The sequence below is a fragment of the Emergencia timonensis genome (assembly GCF_900086585.1).
Taxonomy (GTDB): Bacteria; Bacillota; Clostridia; order Peptostreptococcales; family Anaerovoracaceae; genus Senimuribacter; species Senimuribacter timonensis.
In genome coordinates this window covers 108,031-130,311 of sequence record NZ_FLKM01000007.1, presented here as the reverse complement: position 1 = coordinate 130,311, position 22,281 = coordinate 108,031, and the positions used below count along the sequence as shown (strand labels likewise).

Genomic DNA, 22,281 nt, shown 5'->3' with positions numbered 1-22,281 from the left:
TAGGGCACAGCAAAATCCCCGCCACTTGGACGGGGATTCTGCCTGCGATATTTAGTATTTAATTAAGAAAGAACGTTCAAAAGTTTGTGCGTAACCTATCTCCTTTTGACAATATCAGTATAACGCCGCAGTGTGATGATTTTACGAAGAAGTTTGGGCGCTTCGGTGTAGATTAAGCGAATGCATATTTCTTATTAGGAGTACTATATTGGATATCGCAATTGCTACTATGTAGCCATATATATTAAGGGATGGAATACCCGTAAAAATAATGAGACAGATCAAAAGCAGCAGCTGTTGGAACAAAGAATTGCGGAAGGACTGTGCTTCTTGACCGATACTGATCATAAGACTTGTGGTCGTGCCGGTGACGTACAGCAGAGGGGCACAGAGGCCAGCCAGCCTGATCATCCAAGTCAAGTCATTTCTCTTATAGAAAAACATACCCATCTCATCAGCTAAAAACCAGAAAATGATTCCTGTGAGCATTCCGATAGCAAGAGCCGTCAACAGCGCTCTGTGAATCAATCTGTTTCCATGATAAGATTTTCCCGTAGCCATCATGGTAGATATCTTCGGCACGACGATGGAACAAGTGGAGGCTACTAAAATCATCGGATAGTTCATCAAAGGAAAAACCATGCCTTTGTACTTGCCCATCAGAGTCAAAGCTTCAGCGGCAGTGTAGCCGATGGAGCAAAGCCTCGATTTTACGATAACGGAGGAAAAAGCGTTGACGAATTCCATCAGGCACTGTGTCAGGCAAATTGGGGTGGCGCCTTTGATCAAAGGTTTTAATGTGCTGCCGACTAATTCAAATTTCATCTTTAGTGGGGGAACTTTCGGTTTTGTTTTCTTATAGTAAATCATCAGGAACAATACGCTCTGCATTTCGCCGATAGCGTAGCAGAGATAAATCAGCGTAACAGGAGGAAAAGACGTTTTGTTGAGACAGAATTTGATCAGGCAGTACAGAATGGGAAACCTGAGGATCTTTTCGCTGATATTGATGGCTGAGGGAACTTTGATCTTGGCTAGACCGAGAAAATGTCCTTTGACGATATTAGATATGGACATGAGAATCATCAGCGGACAAGTTGCCAGGATTGTATAGGTCAGTGAAGAATCTCCCAGAAACCAGGTCGCAATGGGTTTTGCCGTCAGAAAAACGACGCCCACCAGGAACAGGGACCACAAAAAACTGAATGCCGTGGAGATTTTGATGCTGACATCCATCTCTGCATAGTTTCGGAAATGCTGGTGTTTCGCCGATATTTTTGATATGGTGACCACCAACCCTTCGGTCATGAAGGAGAGGAACAGACAGTTGATCGGTGAGACCAGACTGAGCAGTCCCAAACCTTCTGCACCGAAAATTCGAGACAGATACATATTAAATATGAACTCGATCAGGCCGATGATCAAATTAGATACCGCCAGAACGATGATATTTTGCTTTACTTTTCCTAAGAACATATAAACACCATGCTTTTTCAATATGTTAATATGTATTAGGAAAGAGCTTGGTCTATTCTCTAATCTTCAAATTATTTGTCAGAGAAGAGTGGGGTGGAGAGATAGCGGTCCCCGCTGTCAGGCAGCAAGACCACAATATTCTTCCCTTCGTTTTCCGCCCGCTGGGCCAGCTGTAATGCCGCAAAGAGAGCTGCGCCAGAAGATATCCCAGCCAACAGACCTTCTGTCTGGCCTAGCAGTCTGCCGGTTGCAAAGGCGTCTTCGTTCTCGACTACAAAAATTTCATCGTAGATATCTGTATTGAGAACAGATGGGACAAAACCTGCGCCGATGCCCTGGATCTTGTGGGGACCGGCTGTGCCCTTTGAGAGCAGGGGAGAAGCTGCCGGCTCAACGGCGACGATTTTGATCTGCGGGTTCTTGGCTTTGAGGTATTCACCGACACCCGTAATGGTGCCACCGGTTCCGATTCCAGCGACAAAGATATCGACTTCTCCATCGGTATCCTGCCAGATTTCAGGTCCGGTCGTCTCTCTGTGCACCTTTGGATTTGCAGCGTTGTCGAACTGGCCGGGGATGAAGGCTCCAGGTATCTCTGCGGCCAGTTCTTCCGCCTTGGCGATGGCGCCTTTCATTCCTTTAGAACCATCCGTTAATACCAGTTCTGCGCCATAGGCTTTCATCAAAGCCCGCCTCTCGGCTGACATGGTTTCCGGCATGACGATGACTGCCTTGTAGCCCTTGGCTGCGGCCATGGCAGAAAGGCCGATTCCAGTGTTGCCGCTGGTCGGCTCTATAATCGTAGCGCCGGGTTTTAGGAAACCTTTGCTCTCAGCATCCTCAATCATGGCTTTGGCAATCCTGTCTTTGACGGAGCCGGCTGGATTGAGCATTTCCAGCTTCGCTATGACGGAGGCTTTTAGATGAAGCTCCTTTTCTATATTGGACAGCTGCAGCAGCGGTGTACCGCCTGCCAGCTGATCTGCTGATTGATAAATTCTTTTCATGATTATAATCTCCTTTTATAACATCGGAAATATCGTCTGCAAGACATATTCCTGTATATTTCAATAGATATATCTTATAAAGCACCGTCCATCTCCAGCGATTAGCGATATTTGGTTCCGCGATGCATTCACTTTACCGCATCAAAGCCTTGTGTTAGGTCGCAGATAATATCGTCGATGTGTTCCGTACCGACAGAGAGCCGGATCGTGGTCGGCTTGATGCCTGCTGCCAGCAGTTCTTCGCGGGAAAGCTGGGAATGGGTGGTGGACGCAGGATGAATGACCAGGGACTTCATGTCTGCTACGTTGGCGAGAAGAGAAAACAGCTTTAGGGATTCTGTAAACTTTTTCGCCTTCTCTTCGTCTCCCTTTAATTCAAAGGTAAAGATAGAGCCGCCGCCATTTGGGTAGTAGGCGTCATACAACTGTTTTTCCCTGCCTGCAGCCAGGGAAGGGTGGTGCACCTTTTCTACCAGCGGGTGTTTTGACAGAAAATCCACCACCTGCAGGGCATTGCTGACGTGACGTTCCACGCGGAGGGACAACGTCTCCAGTCCCTGCAGCAGCAGGAAAGAATTGAACGGCGACAAACAAGCGCCCGTATCTCTGAGCAAAGTAGTGCGGATTTTCATGACATAGGCCAGACTGCCGCAAGCATCGGTAAATTTGATGCCGTGGTAAGACGGGTTTGCCTGACTGAGTCCGGGAAACTTATCATTTGCGGACCAGTCAAAAGTTCCGCCGTCTACGATGACACCGCCCATAACCGTTCCATGACCGCCGATAAATTTGGTCGCTGAGTGGACGACGATATCAGCTCCGTGCTCTAATGGACGAAATAAATACGGCGTAGCAAAGGTATTATCTACGATGACCGGAATTCCGTTTTGATGAGCGATTCTCGACACTGCTTCCAAATCTATAATATCGGAGTTGGGATTGCCCAGTGATTCCAGATAAATGGCTTTGCTGTTTTCCCTGATGGCATGGGCAAAGTTATCGGGGTTGCTGCCATCTACGAAGGTAGTTGTGAGACCGCAGTCGGCCAGAGTGTTGGCGAAGAGATTGTAAGTCCCTCCGTACAGGCTGCCGGAGGATACGATGTGGTCGCCGGTTCTGGTAATGTTTTGTATTGCGTAGGTGATAGCTGCCGCGCCTGAGCTGACGGCCAAAGCTGCGCTGCCGCCTTCGAGAGCCGCAATCCTTTGCTCAAATACATCAGACGTCGGGTTCATGAGCCTGGAATAGATGTTGCCGCTTTCTGTCAGGTTGAATCTGCCAGCCGCCTGGACGGAATCCTTAAATACATAAGAAGTCGTCGCATAGATTGGAACCGCCCTTGCATCAGTAGCTGGATCAGGATTCTCCTGCCCTGCGTGAAGTTGTAATGTTTCAAATTGATATGTGTTCTTTGTCATGTTCGTCATCCTTTCCTATATTCCTACTAGATTAATAGGAATTATACTTCTAAAAACCTATCATGTCAATAGGAAAATAGAATTTGATAAAACTGTTTGTGAAAAGAGCAGAAGACAGACCGATAATGACCACGCTGATGAAGGACGCAAGGGGTATCATATGACATAATCATTGCCAGGGGTCTGTGAATGAAGCAAATCCTCCAATGTAATTCCTTCAAAGTAATCTTCTATCATTTTGTAGAAGTTTTCCCACATGGAAAGAGTTTTGCAAGAGGATATGCGGGGGCATTTGTTGGGATTGTCGTCAAGACAGGCGACAGGCGCCAGACTGCCTTCCGTCAATTTAAGGATGCTGCCCACAGTGTATTGAGCAGGCTCCCGTGTCAGCTTGTAGCCGCCGCCTTTGCCGCGGAGGCCTTCTAAAAAGTGCGCCTTTGTCAATGCGGAGATAATACTCTCCAAATATTTCTCGGAGATATCCTGCCGTGCGGCAATGTCCTTCAAGGGGATATAATTTCCCGTATTATTTTCAGCAAGGTCAATCATAACTCGAAGAGCATATCGGCCTTTTGTTGATATTTTCATCATATTTATCACCTCTCATGATTCAATGAACGCTCCCATGCGGCAACGCCGTTAGAACGCCGTTAGATGGTAGAACCATTATACCATGTGCATTCCTTTGAAAATACAATCGTGGCACATGATTCAATGGTTCTTTCCATGCGGCAACGCCGATAGAACGCCGTTAGATGGTAGAACCATTATACCATGTGCATTCCTTTGAAAATACAATCGTGGCACATGATTCAATGGTTCTTTCCGTGCGGCAACGCCGATAGAACGCCGTTAGATGGTAGAACCATTATACTACTAGTTTAGTAGGAAAACAATGGGGGCTAGGGAACTGATTACATACAGGCGTCGACAGCTTTCTTGTAAAGTTGCAACCCGACAGCCCGCAGTTCACTTGTCTCTTGAAAATGCTCTGCACATATTATGTGCGAAAGCTAGCTGCAGACGGTTAGAGACGAATCGTGAATAGGCTGTATCAGCAATAAAAATTTGCCCATAGAATTTTCTTGTGTTATAATAATTCCGCAATTAATGAAAGTAGTGAGATGGCAGGAACCATTGAATGGTACATATAAGAATTTCCAGATTAGGAGAGGAATTAAATGAACAACAATATATTAGAGCAAGCAAGGAAAACATACCAGCTTCTTTCAGGTGATGAGGCCTGCAGCGGACAGGCACAGCACGTGAAAATGCTGATTGATAAATTAGAAAATCAGGATGTTACCGTGTCGATGATAGGACAGTTTAAGCGGGGAAAAAGCACTCTGGCTAATGCGATTTTGGAAGATGATGTTTTGCCAGTGGGAATTGTGCCTGTTACTTCGGCGGTAACAAAAGTCGTCTACGGCAAACGGGCAGCAGAGGTCCATTACCAAAATGGAGTGGTGGAGCCTGTGGAATTTTCGCGCCTGTCAGAGTTCATCAGTGAGCAGGAGAATAGCAACAACAAGCTAGGCGTGGAGTCCGTTATTTTACATACTCCATCAAAGTTTCTAAAGAACGGGTTGACTTTTGTGGACACACCAGGAGTCGGCTCTTTTCATAAAAATAATACTGAGACGGCCTATCACTACATGAAAGAAAGTGATGCCGTAATTTTTCTTTTATCCGTAGACAGCCCAATTAATCAGATTGAAATCGACTTTTTACATAACACCAAAGAATTTGCCGGAAAATTTTATTTCGCTATTAACAAGACCGATATTGTGGACGACAACGACTTGACTGCATACGTGGACTACTGCAAAAAGTTGTTGTGCGAGATGATGGAAGTAGAAGAAATTACTATGTTTCCAGTCAGCGCAAAGAGCGGCAGAGGTGTGGAGGAATTGAAGAAATTCATTATCAAAGACTGCAAGAAATCTGCCAGAGAGATTTTGGAGGAATCCACAGAGAAAAAATTGAAAGACGCAATCACCAGCGCTTTGACACAGTTAGATTTTTACTGGAAAGCTATGAATATGGAGTATAAGGAACTGGATCAGCGTTTTGAGACCATATCAAAGACCGTCGACTCAATCAAAGAGAAGGCCGCTGGCTATGAGGCGGGTTTTGAAATTCACTTGAACGAGATGAAGCTACAACTGTCGGAAAAAGTGCTGACCTTATTTGGCATGGAATACCATTATGATATAACCCAGTTGCCAGCGGGATTGGTTACCATGGATAAAGGCGAGTTTTTAAGACAAGTGGAGATGCTTTGCGAGGATTTGATTGGTACCCTAAACCGGATTCTTCTTTATAGAGAAGAGAACGCTTATACCGTGGTTAGAAGAATCAATAATATCAATAAGCTGACTAGGCAGTTGAGAAAAATCAGGAACGAATTATAAGAGAATACGAAGTGTCAACCAGCAGAACGTTAAATGCAGGACGTTTGCTGGCGGGCACTTTTTGCTTGCATCAATTCTTAAGAATTCTTAAATTTCAGAGCATTCGTTGACGAGGGACTGTGGTAAAAGTATACTGAAAATATAGAGAACTGATATAATGGTTATATTGTTACTCGCTGACTTTAATACGGATTAAAACGATGGACAGAGAATGGCGAAAAAATTCGAGAAATTTTTAATGGATGTCACAAAACACTTTTCAGGTTTGTTCTATATAGTGAGAGGCCTGCCAGCTAAGGCGGGACATAGAGGTGGTAACTGCGATGAGTAAAAAAAACAAAAAAATATTAATTATGCTTTCGGTAGTGATAATGGTAATCGCTGTGCTTTTGATTATTTATCATGTGTCTCAAAAAGAAACGTATTTGTCAGATGACCCGCTATATGGATCTTTCACGATAGAAAATAAGCAGCCAGCGGATCCTATTTATCCAACGGATTTTTTGCTCTCTATTGATGTTGATACCAAACATGAGTCGCTGGTGAAATGCGCAAAGGAAAGCGATGTTGATATTTCAAAGGGATGTTGGGTTTACAGCTTTGATGAAAACAAGATATTCAGGGCAGAAAAAGAGGGAAACAAGCTGCATGCTTATGAGGATGGCAAAGTGATCGGCACTTTTAAGTATTCTTTCAACAAAATTCTGTGGATTCACTATGATGAGAAATACACAGCGAATTGGAGAGGAACGGAATTGGATTTGACGAGGGCTGTGCAGGGGTTTGTCTTTCCTTAAATGGAGGCCCATCGCATCAGATACATAAGCTGAGTAGATATCTGTTATGTAAATAAGATAAAACTGGAGGAAGGGCCGGTGGAAATTCTCCACCGGCCCTTCCTCCTTTGATTCGTTATTATAATTTCTAGGAGTTTATTAGATTACTAAGTTAGCTTAACCCAGCCTCGCGGAGCGTAACCTCAAGCTGTCTTCCTCGAAGCCTCGCAGAACGTAACCTCATGTTGTCTCTTCAAGACCTCGCAGCGCGCTAGCTAGCAATCTCGCAGTGCGCGGCCTAAGCAGTTTACGCACTAACGCTTTCTGCATTTTCTTCCGCAATAATCTTGTCGATTTCATCTACGATGCTCTCTTTGCCAAGAGCCTTCCAGATGATGGCGCCGACGACGCCGCCGACCAAACAAGGCACCAGCCAAGTCAGGCCGTACTGAGATAGCGGAATGGCGTTGAAGATATTGTCGATGAAAGCAGGGCCGGCTGGAATTAATCCATTGGCGATGGCCACGCTGTAAGCCTGGTAAAAGCCGACGATGATAGCCATCAGGACCGCGCCCTTCCATGCGCCATCGTTAGGGATGAACTTCTTGAAGACACCCAGAACGGTCAAGGCGATACACATCGGGAACAGCAGCATAAATAGCGGGCCGGACAGCTTGATGACGAAGCTTACGCCTGTAGATGCTACCAACATAATAGCCACAGCTAAAAGCAGAGCAGCCAGTTTATATGGAACCTTCTCTTTTGACAGCATAACCACCCAGTCTGCAGCAGTGGCAATCATGCCGGCTGCAGTGGTGAAGCAGGCAAAGATGATGGCCAGAGACAGTACGACGATACCGGTGTAGCCTGCCAGTTTTCTGATCAGACCTACTAGCAGTACGGTGTTGTCTGTGTCAGGAGCGAAGAGATCTGTTCCTGTGGAACCCAGGTAGCAGAGTCCTGCGTATACGATAAACAGGATGATGAAAGCTACCACGATGACGTTGAACAGAATCTTTTTCTGCTCTTTACCAGGCTTGTAGCCTTTTGAATTGAGCGTTGCGATGAAGATTCCGCCGCAGAGGATGCCCGTTCCCACGTCGCCGGTATTGATGGCAGTCAGGAAGGCATTGCTGAAGGAATTTTCGACTACGCCGCCTTTCGGACTGCCAATCGGATTGACGATGGTCAGTACGACAATGATCAACAGGCAGATCAAGAGAATCGGCGTAATGAATTTCCCGATATTGTCCATGACGCTGGACTTACTGCTGGCGAGCAAGAAAGAGATGCCAAAGAAGACCAGCAGAAATGCCCATTTTACGGCTGTGGACTGAATCGAAGGGAAGATGCCGCAGAGCCCGATTTCGTAAGCGACGCCGCCGCATCTTGGAATCGTTCCGAAGACCACGCCCAGGATTGCCACAGCCATGAAAGCCAGGTGCAGCTTTGCATGAGCGTGACGGCAGATATCTTCCAGATTTGTCCCCACGTTGCCGACGGCGGCTACCGCCAGCATTGGGAATAAAATACCAGATAAGGTCAGACCGATGATGGCTGGAAAGACTGATGAGCCAGATACCAATCCGATTTGAGGAGGGAATACCAAGTTGCCTGCGCCGAAGAAAACGGCAAACATGGCGAACCCTATTACTAAACTATCTTTAAAAACATTTTTCTTTGTATTCATATGTTAGTTCCTTTCATAGATCATTTCGCCAGAGATATAAGTTTTCTCTACGTTTACTTTATCAATTTCTTCAGGAGACACAGCCAGTATATCGTCACTCAATACGATAAAATCTGCATGATATCCAGGTTTTAATTCACCGACGCCTTGGAGTCCGGAAACCTTTGCTCCGCTCTTTGTATAGAGCTTGATGGCGGTTTCGATATCGACTTTCTGATCCTGACCGCAGTCTGTGCCGTCGTAAGCCTTTCTGGTTACGGCAGCTTTGATGCATGGGAACGGATCGGACGGCACTGCCCAAGAGGTAGCAGGCGCGTCTGTGGAGAAGCAGAGCAGAACACCCGCATCCAACATTTTCTTGACTGGATAGGTCGTCTTTGTTCTCTCTGGTCCCAGATTTGTAAGATAACTTTCTATTTCACAGTAGAGGAAGATCGGCTGCGTGGCAAATCCGAAGCCCTTTTCTACTGTTTTTGCAATCGCCTGATCGGACGGTTCCGTTACATGTTCTAAACGCAGATACGGCGTATCGTCGTCAGTCCATTTTTCTTCTATGTAAGCTCTATCTACAATTCTATCGATGGTCTGGCCGCCCATGGCATGCATGGAAAGCTGACAGCGGTTTTCTTTGCAGAAAGCAATGGCTGTTTCCATGACTTCATCGGAACAGACGGAGATGCCGTAATCATCAGTCGTTCCCAGATACGGTTCGTTCATCCAGGCTGTTCTGCCGGAAACGCTGCCGTCACCGATGATTTTCAGGCCGGCAGAATGAATCTGCTGATCCTTATTAAACTGTTCTTTTGTAATCTTAAAGCTGTCGTCACCCATAAAATTGTCCCACATATAGTAGATGCTCACCTTCTGCTTAAAGCCCTTTTCAACGGCTTTCGTATAGTAAACATAAGGGTCATTACTATCTAAAAGTCCCATGTCACTGATAGATGTGACACCTTGAGAGGACAACAGGTTGCCCAGATCCAGCAGCTGATCGATGGTCTGATCAAAGGTCAGATCAGGCATATAAGGCGTTACCAGGTTTCTGGCGTTTTCACGCAGCACGCCAGTCGGTTCCCCATTTTCATCGCGGTCGATTTTACCGCCCTGAGGGTCAGGGGTGTCTTTGGTGATGCCGGCTAGTTCTAAGGCTTTGCTGTTGACACATCTGATGTGTCCGCAGGTACGAATGATAGAAACCGGTGCGTCGCTGCAGCCTTCGTCCAGATCATACCTGTTTGGCGAACGTTTCTCTGCCAGCTTGCCTTCATCGTAGCCCCAGCCTTCAATCCATTGGTCAGCTGCCTGCTGCTCTCTGACTTCACGGATTCTGGCTGCCAGATCAGCGAGAGAGTTTACATTAGGAGGCAGAGCCGAAATTTTCTTACTGTAATCAGCAAGCATAATCGGGTGCATATGTGCATCAACGAAACCAGGTAAGACGCGTTTACCCTCTAAATCAATTTTTTCAGAATAATCAGCGGGCATTTCGGTTTCTTTGCCCACCCATGTAATAATACCGTTTTCCACTGCCATCGCGTCGGCGTATAAATTGTGATCGTCGGATGTAAATATTTTAGCATTTACATAGACCGTCTTTTTGTTTGCGCTCATGTTATTTTTCACGCTCCTTTCACACACGAAAGTATTGCAAGAGTTGTGCCATTTTCAGAATATTGGAAATGGTACTCATGCAGTCATTGCTCATGTTATAAAGTATGAAAATTTTTTAATTATATCAAAAAAATACCATTTCATCAAAAATTTTTATAAATATAAGTGCATAAAAATACCCGCATGACCAGACGGGATCAGTCCAGTTATGCAGGTACATTGCTGCTCTATATTGTAATTGTCAATTCATCTTTGCTGAGTGTTGCGCCTTTCTTGCCTACTACTAGGGAAGAGACGGCGTTGGCTGTTTTGATGGCCTCATATGGTGTGCGGCCCTTTGCCAGACAGGCCATGACAGTGCCAATATGGGAATCCCCTGCGCCAATGGTATCGACCACCTTCTCTGCTTTGACTGGCGGCACGTGAATAAACTCGTCTCCATCGTAGTAATAAGCGCCTTCGGCACCGTGAGTCACGATGACCATATTTTCCGTCAGAGCATACAGCGCCTTGGCTCCTTCTTCCAGTGTAGCTGCTCCAGTAAATCCGCAGAGCTCGTCCTCATTGAGATGTACAATAGGGTGCAGAGCAAAGATTCTATCTACCAAAGTCCGTTCGATGAAGCAGATACGCGGTCCTGGTGCAAAGAATAGCGGAATGCTGCTGTTTGCCTCGAGAAAGTCCACAATGGTGCCACCGGTTTTATCCTCAATTTCCAATCCGCAGATATAAATGCTGCTGACTTTTTCCATCTTAAGCGTATCAAACCATTCTTTATAAAAGAGATATTCGGCGCCGTGATCACAGACAAAGGTTCTTTCGCCGCCTTCTTCGACAAAGCAGTAGCAGCAGCCGTTGGCCTGATCAGGCGTCGGCATGGGGGACGCTAACCCCTTGGCTGCCAGTTGATTTCTGACAAAATCTCCGTAGAGTCCTGTACCGACAGGTGAAAACAGTCTGTAAGGAACCTCGAAGAGATGAATCATGTTGGAAACGTTGTATGCGCAGCCGCCTAGAGACATCTCCTGTGAAACGATGTTAACGTCTGCAGACGTGGTGGGCAGATGATCCAGATTGATGATGATGTCGGCTACGGTAGAACCGATGAGCAAAATTTTCTTCATTGATAATTACGACCTTTTCTTAAAGTGACTATCTAAATATACCATGTGCATACCTCCGAAAATGGAATTGCGGCACATGATTCAATGATTCCTACCTTATGACAAAGTCGGTAAGATTATGGAATTATTATACCATGACGATACCTTTGAAAACCCAATCGAACGTCATGATTCAATGATTCCAACCTTACGACAAAGCCGGTAAGATCATGGAATTATTATACCATGACGATACCTTTGAAAACCCAATCGAACGTCATGATTCAATGATTCCAACCTTACGACAAAGCCGGTAAGATCATGGAATTATTATACCATGACGATACCTTTGGAAACCCAATCGAACGTCATGATTCAATGATTCCTACCTTACGACAAAGTCGCTAAGATCATGGAATCATTATACCACCATCTGTCGAAATAGTCACTACCCGAAGGTCAAGGTTTTTGCCGCACGCTTCTGCCGCGCGCTTTACTGCCATTTCCAAGCCGCCGCAGCAAGGAACCTCCATGCGAGTTACGGTAACAGAGCAGATGTCGTTTTCACGAAAGAGTTCAGTCAGCTTATCGGCATAATCCACACTATCCAGCTTTGGACATCCGATCAAAGTGACGCGGCCTGCGATGAAATCCTGATGGAAAGCGGCGTAGGCATAAGCTGTACAGTCAGCGGCTATGAGAAGATCTGCGCCGTCAAAATATCCGGCTCTCGGCGGTGCCAGCTTGATTTGAACCGGCCAGTTTCCTAACTGTGACGGCATTTCCTGCTTGGACTCTGATACAGCTTGTGGATGCAGAGCCTTTGCCGCTGATCCGGGACAGCCGCAAGGCAGTTCTTGTGTCAGCGCTTTTGCTGCCATATTTGCCTTCACGGCCGCTTCGTCATAAGCGGCTGCTTCTCTCTCTACGAAGGTGATGGCGTCAGTTGGACAGGTTGGCAGGCAATCGCCCAGGCCGTCGCAGTAATCGTCCCGCAGCAGCGTTGCTTTACCGTTCACCATGCCGATGGCGCCTTCGTGACAGGCCGCTGCACATGCACCGCAGCCGTTGCATTTTTTTTCGTCTATGTGTATAATTCTTCTAATCATTTTTTGCCTCCTAAAGGGTTCTTCTTGACTTTTATAGCATGAGTATAATACAATAGAAAATATATTTCCGTTGCTTCTGCAACGTAGAGGAGAAAAAATGAAAAAAGTTTGCGATGCGATGAAAAAATCTGTCCTCTTTTGGGATATAAAGGAAGAAGACTTGGAACGAGTGATCAGCTGCTTTGATGTAAAGCTATCTCGTTATGACAGAGACGAATTCGTCATCCACCAGGGAGAGCGGGCCAAGGGTGTGGGTCTTGTCGTCAGCGGCCAGCTCCATATCATCAGAGAAGATTTTCTCGGTAACCGGGAGATTCTGACCGAGGTTGGAGCGGGAGATATCTTTGACGAGGTTTATGCCGTATTGGCGGACGAATACCAGAGTATCGCCGTAGTGGCAGTGCAACCGACGGAGGCTGCATTTTTTTCAATTGATAAGATGTTGACTACCTGCTCATCAAATTGTACTTTTCATAATATAATTATCAAGAATATGCTGCGTGTCATGGCGCAGAAGAATTTGATGCTGACTAGAAAAATGGCCCACCTGTCCAGGAAATCTATCAGAGAGAAACTGGTATCCTATCTCTCTGATGAGAGCAGCAGGCAGGGGAAACGGGAGATTAAAATTCCCTTTAACAGGCAGCAGCTGGCGGATTATCTGTCTGTAGAGAGAAGCGCTTTGTCGAGGGAACTTTCTAAGATGAAGGAGGAAGGGCTGATTGAATTTTATAAGAATCAATTTGTACTGTATCATGTAACTTAATGTAAAAGATGGGAGGAAGCGATTATGTCTCTTTTGACAGAAAAAGCCTTGGCAGCATCCCTTAAGAAGCTGCTGGAAAAGAAAACCTTGGATAAGATAACGGTAAAGGATATCACCGACGACTGCGGTGTGAACAGGCAGACCTTTTACTATCACTTTCACGATGTCTACGATTTGGTGGAGTGGATTTTTACAGAAGAAGCGAAGAAGTTCATGAACAGCTGTGTAGAAGGCAGGGACTGGAAAGAGAGCATAGAGGCGCTGATGGACCGACTGCTGGATGATAAATCTTTTATCATGAATACCTTTTACTCGGTAAATCGCAGACAGCTTGAGAAGTTCATGCAGAATCTGGCGAGACCGGCCATTGCTGACATTGCCCAGACCTTTGCAGAGGGCAAGCGCATCGAAAAACAAGATCTGGACTTCGTGGTCAACGTATTTACCTTTGGTCTTGTAGGCATCATTACAGAATGGGTTTCTGACGGCATGAATGAAGGCTATAAGGGTGATATCGACAAGTTCTTTTTGGTCATAGATGGAACGATGGAAGGGACTTTAGACAAGTTTGCGAAATAACGTTTATGCATCTGTAAGAATTTTATACAATCAAGTTGGCGTGTCACAAAATGTTGCACGTCTTTTTCTTTGTCTATTGAGGAAAAGCCAGCTTGCCTATATGATAAGATCGAAATATAGGGTAAAAATGAGGAGTTGGATGATATGAATGTTGGAAGTGAATTGAAGAAACTGGGACTAAAAGCGGCGTACAATTATCTTGACAGAGATCCTGAGACGAACATGCCTAAACTCATGGAATGGGTGGACAAATTCGTCAAAGAGGATGTGCTGACATTACAGCGGGAAGTATTTAGGAAAATCATTGCGGAAAAGAACAGCAACTGGTATCAGCTGCTGGCCAGCTTATGGCAGGACATAGACGGCGATGTCCGAAAGACGCTGTTCGAAAATCTTGTCATTAACGCTAACGCTCTGGCGGCGCTGCAGGCAAGGGAGTCTGAGGAAAAGTATCACTGCAATATTCCTTGGGCCGTGGCTTTCGATTTGGGAGAGACGGAAGAAGGGGCGAGCCTCTCCTTTGACCAGTTGGACAACATTATGGAGCAAGCCAAGGAACTGGGAACATTTATGTTTTTGCTGACGGGCAGGGAACCCCTGGAACGGAAAGAGGAAGTAATTGCCCTCTGCAATAAGCATACAGATTGTCAGTTCATGGTATTCACGAACGGCTTGGCAATTGACGAGGATTTTGCAGATCAGGCACTGCGGGTAAAAAACTTTATAGGGGCTATTCATGTGACGGGCCGAACAGAAGATCTGAGGCTGGACAGCATCTTTGCGCTTTTAAAGGCAAAAAAACTTCCTTACGGAGTTTACTGCACATACGACAAATCAGATGCAGAAGATTTTGCCCAGGAATCGTTCTTTGACGACATTATCAGCCGGGGTGCAAAATTTTGCTGGTTTTTCTCTTCGCTGAAAAGGGAGGAAGATAGGGTCTATGCTCTGACGAAAATGTACCGAGAGTTAAAGCCTCTGCTCACGATCAACTTTTGCAAGGATACCGTGATGACTGGAGGCTGTATTGCCGGCAGGTATTATTGCAGTCTCAGCGCTGACGGCCGAATTAAGCCCTGCAGTTTCTTGTCCTGTCCGGGGGTGGATCTGAAAGAGCAGTCCTTACTGAGTGCGTATCAGGCAGACTGCTTTATGGAATACTATAAAAGGAAACCGACATGCAGAGGAGTTTTTGAATGATCATTTTGTTCACAGTAATCGTGATTTTGCTTATAACATTATTTGTATGCGCCAACTTTTTATATAACCTGGCCCTAAACCCGTCCTTTGACAAAAGCAGGATCTTTAGGGATCAGGACGACGGGAAAGGGCACCCGGAAAATGTTTTAGATCAGGCAGAGGTAGAGACCGTATGGATTCGGTCTTTTGACGGCCACAGACTTCGAGGCTTAATGGCCAGACAAGAGGAGTCATCTGCCTGTTGGGTCATCGGTATTCACGGGTATACTGGCGGCGCGGAAGAGATGGGGTACAGGGCAGGAGAATTTTATAGGCGGGGATATCATGTGCTGTTTCCTGATAACAGGGGCCACGGAAAGAGCGAAGGAAAATACGTAGGCATGGGTTGGCACGACCGCTTCGATATCCTGAACTGGATTGCCTGGCTGAATGAACAATTTCCTGGATGCTCGATTATCCTCTATGGATTGTCCATGGGCGGAGCAGCCGTTATGATGACTGCGGGCGAAAAACTGCCGGACAACGTAAAGCTGATTATTGAAGACTGCGGATATTCCTCTGTAAAAGAGGAAATGGCCCACGAAGCGAAATATCTGTTCCATCTGCCTTATTTTCCAATGGTCAGTGCAGCCAGCCTGATTTGCAAAATCAGGGCAGGCTACACTTTTAAAGAAGCTTCTGCAGTCAAACAACTGGCTAAGGCAGAGCGGCCAATGCTCTTTATTCACGGTGGAAAGGACACCTTCGTTCCTACATCTATGCTGGATACTGTTTATGAGGCCGCCGCCTGTCCTAAAGAGAAGCTGCTGATTGAAGGGGCAGGTCATGCCGAGTCTTACATTGTGAACCCGCAGTTGTATTGGGACGCTGTCTTTGGTTTTATTGAGAAATATGGCGGGTAATTACGGTATCCAGCGGCACATAGTTAACAAGCTTCTGCTGAATCATCCGCTCCAAGAAAGAGACGGCGTTTGCCATGGGTTCGATAATACTGACGCAAATTTTCTCCTGCCGCAGACGTTCTCTCAGTGCGTCCACGATGTAAAACATGGCGGTGCAGCCCAGACAGATTGCAGTAACGCGATCTGCGTCCGCCATTTCGCGGCAGAGCTGCAGAAGCCGTTCTGTCACACTTTCCTGTTCCATTCTGATATCAGAAACGCCTAGATTCACTGGACGAATAGAGACGATATTAGCGGTGCCGCCCAGCCTAGCCTTACGTTCCTCACTGAGGATTCCAGCCTTATCCGTGGTGATGATACCGATCCGTTCTGCGATGACAGAGGCCGTGGATAGGGCAGATTGATAGGGACCGATTACAGGCAGGCGGCCAAGTTCACGGCAGGCATATACGCCGGGATCATCAAAACAATTGACGTAAATGCCGTCGAAGCTTTCGCCTGCCTGCAAGACCTCTTCTACGACCTGACAGCCGTTGAACATGCCCTGGAGATCACTTTCTATCGAAGGGAACCCTTTGGAAATCTGCCGAAACACGATGTTCGTGTCTGGACGGATATATTTTTTTAAATAACCTTCGATCTCTTTTTTCTTTTGCTCAAAATTCGCAGTCACAGGGATGAGAAACATGATTTTCATAGCGATGCCTCCCCTGATTAATCTAAAAATATATCACTTACATATTTCTGCATATCTATTTTTAAGATCTCTTCGATGCGTCGATAGGTGCTGCGGTAGCGGAGACCTTTGCCAAGAATCATTTTCTCCTTCGGTGCAGCAAAGACAATTACTTCCCGACCGTTTTCAATTTCTGCAGTAGACAAGATTCGGCCGTCGGCTGCGTCCACAGTTAGGAGCAAATCAGGGAAAGTATGTAATCTCGTTCTATCCCTTTCAAGGGCCATATATTCGTTGAAAAAATACATTTTGTAGTCGCTGCCGTCGGTACTGACTGTAAAGTGGCCGTTATCGAGAGCGTTTTCCGTATGCAGGGTATACTCTCTGACGATTCCACGGCAGAGGATAGTTCCGTCGACGAGAGGGCTTATTTTGTTCAGACTATCCGCCGGCGTGCTGCCGGATAGATAGGCTTCTCCCAATTGATAAGCTAAATCATAAGCACCTGTCGCTCCGGCTTCTTCCAGCCAAGTGAGTGATATTGGGTTTCTGGCTACAGCAATGGCACCGCCAGCTTTGGAGGCTGTATTGCGAATTAAATCAGAAGTAGCCTCAATGGTACCCATGGTTAATATTTCAATATAGGTGTTATCCTCTTTGCGCCCGCCGGCTCCGGCCTGAATTGTGTGATTCTCTCCCTTTTCAAGACCCAGGGAACCCATAATGCCAAAAGGATGTGCCCGTCCGTCGCAGGCTGAGTTGATTACAGGCAGGTTTAAAAGCGCAGCGGGAATAAACGGTTCAAAAGAAGAAGAACCGCCCATCTCACAGGGTATAAACCCGATGATATTTTGTTCCAATTGTGTTTGCATAAAGTGGAGAATTTTTTCATAGACGTCGTCTGCGTAAAAGGCGTTTTCTGAAGCAGGTGATCCCACACCGGAAATCGTCAGAACGACACCGTCTTTGTTAGAAATATCTGAAGCAGGCAGAATTTCTACCTGGCCCATCTGCAACGCTTTCGCAGCCGTATCCAGGCCTTCCTGGACATTTCCGCCTCCGCCGCCGCCGAGAATCAGACTGCCTGCGGCAATCTTTTGAATATCTGTAGAATTAATTATCATTTTCAGTACCTCCATTCATTTGATGAAAAGTACCGGAATTACACGCCAATAGTATAATTTGTGCAAGGAAAAAAGTCAATGGTAAAAAAAGAAGATTTGAAATTGTAAAAATATTGTTGACAAAGGTACGGATCGTATAATAAAATCATCTCAGTTAAAATATTAAATTCATAGCGTTTCTCTGAGACTTTGTACAGCTGTTACAGAAATGATGAAGGAGAAAGTTATGATGAACAAAGAAAATCTACAGAATGAGATTCTGTTAGAAGAGCAGAAAGAGTTGGATAGGCACAAGATCACCGCAGCGCAAATGCCAAAAGTCATAGAGCCGGTGGTTCTTATTGTGTCTATTGTTGTTTCTATCCTCGGCTGTATTGTGGGTCTGCAGGTGCAGGTACACACGGGTACGACGCCGGACACATCTATCGTAGGCGCGATCTTTGCAATTCTGGTCGCTCAGATTCCCTTGAGATGGCTGAAAAGTTTTAAAAACATACACAGACAGAATTTAGTACAGACCTCAATCTCAGGTGCAACCTTTGCATCGGCTAACTGCATGTTTCTCACAATGGGTATTCCTGTCATAATGGGCTGGCCGCAGCTGATGGTGCCGATGCTCATCGGTGCAACCTTGGCTACGATTGTGGACGCGACTATTTTGTACAAATCCTTTGGTTCCCCCATGTTCCCAGCAGAAGGCGCATGGCCTCCGGGCATTGCAGTCGCTGAGTCCATCTACGCTATGGCGGATAAGGGAAAGAGAGCAGTGCTGTTGCTCGTCGGCGCGGTATTCGGCTGGGGCGGTGCAATGATTGGTATTCCTATGGATCTGGTCGGTGTCGTCTGGGTTGGCAGTCTGGTGGCAATGGGATCTTTTGGCGTTGGCTCTCTGATAAAAGGGCTTCTCTCCACCAATGAATTCAGCCTCACCTTTGCTGGCCATACGGCTAATTTTGCAACGGATCTCTTTGGTTCAGACTTCTCTTTTGCTGACAGCGTCTCTTTTTCCTATCTGGGACACGGCGCTATGATTGGCGCAGGCATCATTTCATTACTGCAGTGTGCCAAAATCCTGTTCAGAAAGGAAGGAAAGGGGACTTCCGCTGCAGCACAATTTGGGACAAGTCTCAGTGATATGAAAGGCGCCTTAGGAAAAGGATTTATCGCGTATCTAGTCATTGCGCTGGGTCTTGCAGTTGCTACGGGGCTGTATTATGAGATGGGCGTGGGCATGTTTATCGCGTGGGTGGTCTTTGCTGCAGTTGCGGCGTTGATTTCAGAACTGATCGTCGGTGTTTCAGCTATGCACTCGGGATGGTTTCCGGGCTTTGCCACGGCTCTCTTATTTCTGATTATCGGCATGATGATCGGTTTTCCAACGTTGCCCTTAGCTATTTTGGCTGGCTTCACGGCCTCCACCGGACCGGCATTTTCTGACATGGGCAACGACTTAAAGGCAGGCTGGATTCTGCGGGGCAAGGGCGCCGACATGGAACTGGAAAAGGTGGGCAGAAGACAGCAATATTTTGCAGAACTGCTGGGTTTCGGTGTTGCCTTCGTCATGGTAGCAATTTTTGCAAAGAGCTACTTTAGTCAAGGTATGTTTGCACCGATTAACTTTGTATACCAGTCGACCATAGAAGCTGGTTCCACCATTGAAGTCATGAAATGGCTGGCGATTTGGGCTGTTCCCGGCGCCCTGATTCAGTTGATCGGAGGGAATCACCAGGCAGGCATTCTCTTTGCTACTGGATTTTTAGTAGGCTGGACAGAGGCGGGCGTTGTCATTCTGATTGCCATATTGATCAGATGGCTGATCGTCAGGAAGAATCCGGAGAGAGACAGCATTTTTGCCATCCTCGGCGCCGGCGCCTTGGTGGGCTGTGCACTGCGCGATTTCTCTAGCTCTATGCTGGGCTTGTTTAAAAAATAGAGGCAATAAATTATGAAGTGAAAAGTGACCGTATTATATTAGCAGCATAATATGGTCATTTTTTTGTGGAGAAAGGTTTGTAATGATGGTAAAATATATATGAAGTGAATTTGAATTTGAATAAGAGGAAATACTAGCAGGAGGACTATTAAATGGCTACAAGAGAGGTAGGCTTTATTATGACAGAAGAATATAAAGCTTGGATAGATGATATTAAAAATCGAATAAGACAAAGCCAGATAAAAGCATCCGTTAGAATCAATTATGAACTCTTGGACTTATACTGGGAATTGGGAAGAGATATAGTAAACAAACAGCAAAATGCGGAATGGGGAGATTCATTCATCGCCATGATGAGCAAGGATTTACAGAAAACTTTTCCTGGAATGTCGGGATTTTCTCAGCAGAATTTAAGAAGTATTCGTTATTGGTATCAGTTCTATCATAACTGTTCAAATGACTTACAAGCTGTAAGCAAATTAAAAACCATTGAAAACATGGTGAAAAGTATACCTTGGGGACATAACCAGCGAATTATGTACAAATGCAAGTCGATAGATGAAGCGTTATTTTATGTGCAAAAAACAATGGACAACAATTAGAGCAGAAGTGTTTTAGAACATCAGATTGATAGCGATTTATATGGAAGCCAAGGAAAAGCAATTACCAACTTTCAAGTAAAATTACCACGGCCACAATCAGATTTAGCAGAGCAGACTCTGAAAGACCCTTACAATTTTGACTTTCTTACCTTGAAGGAAGAGTATAACGAAAGAGAGCTAGAAGATGCCTTGATAAGCCAGATTACGCAATTTCTTCTTGAGCTTGGAACGGGGTTTTCTTATGTAGGCAGACAAGTACATATAAAAGTAGGTGAAAGCGACTTTTATATCGACTTACTGTTTTATCATGTGCGGTTACATTGCTATATAGTCGTAGAATTAAAGACAGAAAAATTTAAACCTGAATTTGCAGGGAAACTTAATTTTTATGTAACTGCAGTTAACAAAAATATGAAAATGAAACAGGATAACCAAACGATAGGCATTTTAATTTGTAAAGATAAAGATGATGTTGTTGCAGAGTATGCGTTGGATGATATGCCACAGCCTATAGGAATCGCCCAGTATGGCCTGACAAAAATATTGAGAGAAGAATTTAAAAGCAGTTTGCCGACAATTGAGGAAATCGAAAACGAACTATCTGAATAGAAACATGTTTGATAACAAAGCCGAGAAAGGTGTATGAGACAAGAGCCTCATCTACACCAATTCCTTGATCTTCAATATCTTGTACAGAAAATAAATAGACTGATTGAAATCTAAAGAGCTTTTGCCGTATGGTATGAGCTCTTTTATTTTATTCAGTCGGTATCTCACTGTATTTTCGTGGATATGCAGTTGTTTACCGGTTTTAACATGGTCGAGGCTGCATTCCACAAAGCATTTAATTGTTGCCAGCAGCTCTGACTTGTATTTTTTGTCATATTCATTAATTGGCTTGATTAGACTGCGGTAATACTCTTCTAAGTCGGGATGGGAGACCAGCTTCATCAATAATTTGCTGATGCCGACATCTCTATAGTAAACGATACCGTTGATGTCATGGGTGCCGGATAAGGAGGCAGTGCTGCACTGCGCAATGGCTTCGTCTAAGTGCGTCAGCGGCAGAGAGTCGCTGATACCGATAATTGCATTGGGCAGCATTCTGCGAATGAACTGAATCGTATCTTCAGTCAAATCCGTTTGAATCGCCATCTTGGAGGTATTATAGGAGCGGACGATGATCATGCCGTTTTTGTATTGGCAGGCAAAAGAGGTTTTGTAGGTGCGTATTTTGTTTAGCAGATGCAGTCCGTTGGAAATCTCTGCAGCTTTGTTGTTAGACAGATCCGTGTTCATACAGAAGAAGGCTGTCACTCGGTTGTGAAAGTTAGGATTTAATTGACCGATAATTTCCTGTTTTCTATCCTCATAACAATGCGGCAGCATCATCTCATGAAGGAGATTTTCGTGCAGCTCTGACTCCTGATAGGATAGCTTTAACTCCATGATGCTGGAAATAATCAAGGCGTAAGGTGTATTTTTGTCGATGAAAATTACAGGCACCTGGTTTTTGTCTGCAATTTCATAGGCGCTGGACGGAAGGGCGGATAGATATTCATCAATGATACAGACTGCCGATACTTTTAAATCGACGAAATGCTGCATCAGAGAATCGACGTAAAGCGCGTTGCCGACACCATAATACATAGAAGTGAGATAGAAGTTTTGTCCATAGTTTACCGGCGTTGATTCTGGATCTGTCTCATCGTAGTAGTTATCCAACACATTTACATAGGATACAATGTTGGAGAGACCGCTTTGGCCGGCTTTCAACTCCGCATTGGCCATGATGGGCAGGTTGAGAATGTCCAGAACAGTGATATCTTTCATAATCATACTCCCTTTCGTTTCTTTCTTTCATTTTACATGATTCTCTGCGAGATGCAATAATA

General features: G+C 45.4%; 20 protein-coding genes. 9 read left to right on the top strand and 11 right to left on the bottom strand.

Going from position 1 to position 22,281, the window contains the following annotated elements:
• Nucleotides 1-141 precede the first annotated feature (141 nt).
• From BN6539_RS00865 to BN6539_RS00850, 4 genes are all read right to left on the bottom strand, one after another.
• Nucleotides 142-1,476, bottom strand: coding sequence for an oligosaccharide flippase family protein (locus tag BN6539_RS00865; RefSeq protein WP_067532535.1), 1,335 nt, complete (start codon nucleotides 1,474-1,476; stop codon nucleotides 142-144).
• Between the two features lie 71 nt (nucleotides 1,477-1,547).
• Nucleotides 1,548-2,483, bottom strand: coding sequence for a cysteine synthase A (cysK, locus tag BN6539_RS00860; RefSeq protein ID WP_067532531.1), 936 nt, complete (start codon nucleotides 2,481-2,483; stop codon nucleotides 1,548-1,550).
• Between the two features lie 128 nt (nucleotides 2,484-2,611).
• Nucleotides 2,612-3,901: an O-acetylhomoserine aminocarboxypropyltransferase/cysteine synthase family protein gene (locus BN6539_RS00855; protein WP_067532528.1), complete on the bottom strand. Its 1,290-nt coding sequence runs from the start codon at nucleotides 3,899-3,901 to the stop codon at nucleotides 2,612-2,614.
• Between the two features lie 156 nt (nucleotides 3,902-4,057).
• On the bottom strand, nucleotides 4,058-4,492 hold the full coding sequence (locus tag BN6539_RS00850; RefSeq protein WP_330385044.1) for an RrF2 family transcriptional regulator: 435 nt from the start codon (nucleotides 4,490-4,492) through the stop codon (nucleotides 4,058-4,060).
• A gap of 590 nt (nucleotides 4,493-5,082) precedes the next feature.
• Between BN6539_RS00850 and BN6539_RS00845 the strand changes: the two genes are divergently transcribed.
• Entirely contained in the window at nucleotides 5,083-6,315 is a 1,233-nt protein-coding gene (locus BN6539_RS00845) for a dynamin family protein (RefSeq protein ID WP_067532525.1), read from the top strand.
• Between the two features lie 323 nt (nucleotides 6,316-6,638).
• Nucleotides 6,639-7,112, top strand: a complete 474-nt coding sequence (locus tag BN6539_RS00840; RefSeq protein ID WP_067532522.1) for a hypothetical protein — start codon at nucleotides 6,639-6,641, stop codon at nucleotides 7,110-7,112.
• A 286-nt stretch (nucleotides 7,113-7,398) separates the two neighbouring features.
• Here the strand turns inward: BN6539_RS00840 and BN6539_RS00835 are convergent, their stop codons facing one another.
• From BN6539_RS00835 to BN6539_RS00820, 4 genes are all read right to left on the bottom strand, one after another.
• A complete protein-coding gene (locus BN6539_RS00835; protein ID WP_067532519.1) occupies nucleotides 7,399-8,781 on the bottom strand; it encodes a branched-chain amino acid transport system II carrier protein in 1,383 nt (460 codons plus the stop codon).
• A gap of 3 nt (nucleotides 8,782-8,784) precedes the next feature.
• Entirely contained in the window at nucleotides 8,785-10,392 is a 1,608-nt protein-coding gene (locus BN6539_RS00830; RefSeq protein WP_067532516.1) for an amidohydrolase, read from the bottom strand.
• 227 nt (nucleotides 10,393-10,619) lie between these two features.
• Nucleotides 10,620-11,516 carry a PfkB family carbohydrate kinase gene (locus tag BN6539_RS00825; RefSeq protein WP_067532513.1) on the bottom strand — a complete coding sequence of 299 codons (897 nt, stop codon included), beginning with the start codon at nucleotides 11,514-11,516 and terminating at the stop codon, nucleotides 10,620-10,622.
• Nucleotides 11,517-11,905: 389 nt separating this feature from the next.
• Nucleotides 11,906-12,604 carry an ATP-binding protein gene (locus BN6539_RS00820; protein WP_067532510.1) on the bottom strand — a complete coding sequence of 233 codons (699 nt, stop codon included), beginning with the start codon at nucleotides 12,602-12,604 and terminating at the stop codon, nucleotides 11,906-11,908.
• A 97-nt stretch (nucleotides 12,605-12,701) separates the two neighbouring features.
• Here BN6539_RS00820 and BN6539_RS00815 point away from each other — a divergent pair, with 97 nt between their 5' ends.
• The 4 genes from BN6539_RS00815 to BN6539_RS00800 all read left to right on the top strand — a co-directional run bounded on the left by BN6539_RS00815 (nucleotide 12,702) and on the right by BN6539_RS00800 (nucleotide 16,051).
• Nucleotides 12,702-13,370 carry a Crp/Fnr family transcriptional regulator gene (locus BN6539_RS00815; protein WP_067532507.1) on the top strand — a complete coding sequence of 223 codons (669 nt, stop codon included), beginning with the start codon at nucleotides 12,702-12,704 and terminating at the stop codon, nucleotides 13,368-13,370.
• 24 nt (nucleotides 13,371-13,394) lie between these two features.
• Nucleotides 13,395-13,949, top strand: a complete 555-nt coding sequence (locus BN6539_RS00810) for a TetR-like C-terminal domain-containing protein (protein ID WP_067532504.1) — start codon at nucleotides 13,395-13,397, stop codon at nucleotides 13,947-13,949.
• Between the two features lie 144 nt (nucleotides 13,950-14,093).
• Nucleotides 14,094-15,149 (top strand): radical SAM protein, encoded by a 1,056-nt coding sequence (locus BN6539_RS22535; protein ID WP_067532501.1) that lies wholly within the window; start codon nucleotides 14,094-14,096, stop codon nucleotides 15,147-15,149.
• Nucleotides 15,146-16,051: an alpha/beta hydrolase gene (locus BN6539_RS00800; RefSeq protein ID WP_067532498.1), complete on the top strand. Its 906-nt coding sequence runs from the start codon at nucleotides 15,146-15,148 to the stop codon at nucleotides 16,049-16,051. The genes BN6539_RS22535 and BN6539_RS00800 overlap by 4 nt, the downstream gene beginning before the upstream one ends.
• Here BN6539_RS00800 and BN6539_RS00795 read toward each other — a convergent pair.
• Complete coding sequence (locus BN6539_RS00795; RefSeq protein WP_067532495.1) at nucleotides 16,029-16,748, bottom strand: aspartate/glutamate racemase family protein; 720 nt, start codon at nucleotides 16,746-16,748, stop codon at nucleotides 16,029-16,031. The two genes, BN6539_RS00800 and BN6539_RS00795, sit on opposite strands and share 23 nt — an antisense overlap.
• A gap of 17 nt (nucleotides 16,749-16,765) precedes the next feature.
• A complete protein-coding gene (locus tag BN6539_RS00790) occupies nucleotides 16,766-17,851 on the bottom strand; it encodes an S-methyl thiohydantoin desulfurase domain-containing protein (protein ID WP_067532492.1) in 1,086 nt (361 codons plus the stop codon).
• A 226-nt stretch (nucleotides 17,852-18,077) separates the two neighbouring features.
• Between BN6539_RS00790 and BN6539_RS00785 the strand changes: the two genes are divergently transcribed.
• The 3 genes from BN6539_RS00785 to BN6539_RS23165 all read left to right on the top strand — a co-directional run bounded on the left by BN6539_RS00785 (nucleotide 18,078) and on the right by BN6539_RS23165 (nucleotide 20,995).
• Entirely contained in the window at nucleotides 18,078-19,784 is a 1,707-nt protein-coding gene (locus BN6539_RS00785) for an OPT/YSL family transporter (RefSeq protein ID WP_227142576.1), read from the top strand.
• Nucleotides 19,785-19,936: 152 nt separating this feature from the next.
• The gene (locus tag BN6539_RS23170) at nucleotides 19,937-20,386 is read left to right on the top strand and encodes a DUF1016 N-terminal domain-containing protein (RefSeq protein ID WP_330385043.1); all 450 of its coding nucleotides are present in this window, start codon (nucleotides 19,937-19,939) and stop codon (nucleotides 20,384-20,386) included.
• A 24-nt stretch (nucleotides 20,387-20,410) separates the two neighbouring features.
• Nucleotides 20,411-20,995 (top strand): PDDEXK nuclease domain-containing protein, encoded by a 585-nt coding sequence (locus tag BN6539_RS23165; protein ID WP_330385046.1) that lies wholly within the window; start codon nucleotides 20,411-20,413, stop codon nucleotides 20,993-20,995.
• A gap of 51 nt (nucleotides 20,996-21,046) precedes the next feature.
• Here BN6539_RS23165 and BN6539_RS00775 read toward each other — a convergent pair whose 3' ends face one another.
• Nucleotides 21,047-22,225, bottom strand: a complete 1,179-nt coding sequence (locus tag BN6539_RS00775; RefSeq protein WP_082907280.1) for a PucR family transcriptional regulator — start codon at nucleotides 22,223-22,225, stop codon at nucleotides 21,047-21,049.
• Between the last annotated feature and the right edge of the window lie 56 nt (nucleotides 22,226-22,281).

Excerpts from the sequence above, each read along its gene's own strand:
- BN6539_RS00865 (WP_067532535.1), bottom strand. The coding sequence starts at position 1,476 with ATGTTCTTAGGAAAAGTAAAGCAAAATATCATCGTTCTGGCGGTATCT.
- cysK (WP_067532531.1), bottom strand. The coding sequence starts at position 2,483 with ATGAAAAGAATTTATCAATCAGCAGATCAGCTGGCAGGCGGTACACCG.
- BN6539_RS00855 (WP_067532528.1), bottom strand. The coding sequence starts at position 3,901 with ATGACAAAGAACACATATCAATTTGAAACATTACAACTTCACGCAGGG.
- BN6539_RS00850 (WP_330385044.1), bottom strand. The coding sequence starts at position 4,492 with ATGATGAAAATATCAACAAAAGGCCGATATGCTCTTCGAGTTATGATT.
- BN6539_RS00845 (WP_067532525.1), top strand. The coding sequence starts at position 5,083 with ATGAACAACAATATATTAGAGCAAGCAAGGAAAACATACCAGCTTCTT.
- BN6539_RS00840 (WP_067532522.1), top strand. The coding sequence starts at position 6,639 with ATGAGTAAAAAAAACAAAAAAATATTAATTATGCTTTCGGTAGTGATA.
- BN6539_RS00835 (WP_067532519.1), bottom strand. The coding sequence starts at position 8,781 with ATGAATACAAAGAAAAATGTTTTTAAAGATAGTTTAGTAATAGGGTTC.
- BN6539_RS00830 (WP_067532516.1), bottom strand. The coding sequence starts at position 10,392 with ATGAGCGCAAACAAAAAGACGGTCTATGTAAATGCTAAAATATTTACA.
- BN6539_RS00825 (WP_067532513.1), bottom strand. The coding sequence starts at position 11,516 with ATGAAGAAAATTTTGCTCATCGGTTCTACCGTAGCCGACATCATCATC.
- BN6539_RS00820 (WP_067532510.1), bottom strand. The coding sequence starts at position 12,604 with ATGATTAGAAGAATTATACACATAGACGAAAAAAAATGCAACGGCTGC.
- BN6539_RS00815 (WP_067532507.1), top strand. The coding sequence starts at position 12,702 with ATGAAAAAAGTTTGCGATGCGATGAAAAAATCTGTCCTCTTTTGGGAT.
- BN6539_RS00810 (WP_067532504.1), top strand. The coding sequence starts at position 13,395 with ATGTCTCTTTTGACAGAAAAAGCCTTGGCAGCATCCCTTAAGAAGCTG.
- BN6539_RS22535 (WP_067532501.1), top strand. The coding sequence starts at position 14,094 with ATGAATGTTGGAAGTGAATTGAAGAAACTGGGACTAAAAGCGGCGTAC.
- BN6539_RS00800 (WP_067532498.1), top strand. The coding sequence starts at position 15,146 with ATGATCATTTTGTTCACAGTAATCGTGATTTTGCTTATAACATTATTT.
- BN6539_RS00795 (WP_067532495.1), bottom strand. The coding sequence starts at position 16,748 with ATGAAAATCATGTTTCTCATCCCTGTGACTGCGAATTTTGAGCAAAAG.
- BN6539_RS00790 (WP_067532492.1), bottom strand. The coding sequence starts at position 17,851 with ATGATAATTAATTCTACAGATATTCAAAAGATTGCCGCAGGCAGTCTG.
- BN6539_RS00785 (WP_227142576.1), top strand. The coding sequence starts at position 18,078 with ATGATGAACAAAGAAAATCTACAGAATGAGATTCTGTTAGAAGAGCAG.
- BN6539_RS23170 (WP_330385043.1), top strand. The coding sequence starts at position 19,937 with ATGGCTACAAGAGAGGTAGGCTTTATTATGACAGAAGAATATAAAGCT.
- BN6539_RS00775 (WP_082907280.1), bottom strand. The coding sequence starts at position 22,225 with ATGATTATGAAAGATATCACTGTTCTGGACATTCTCAACCTGCCCATC.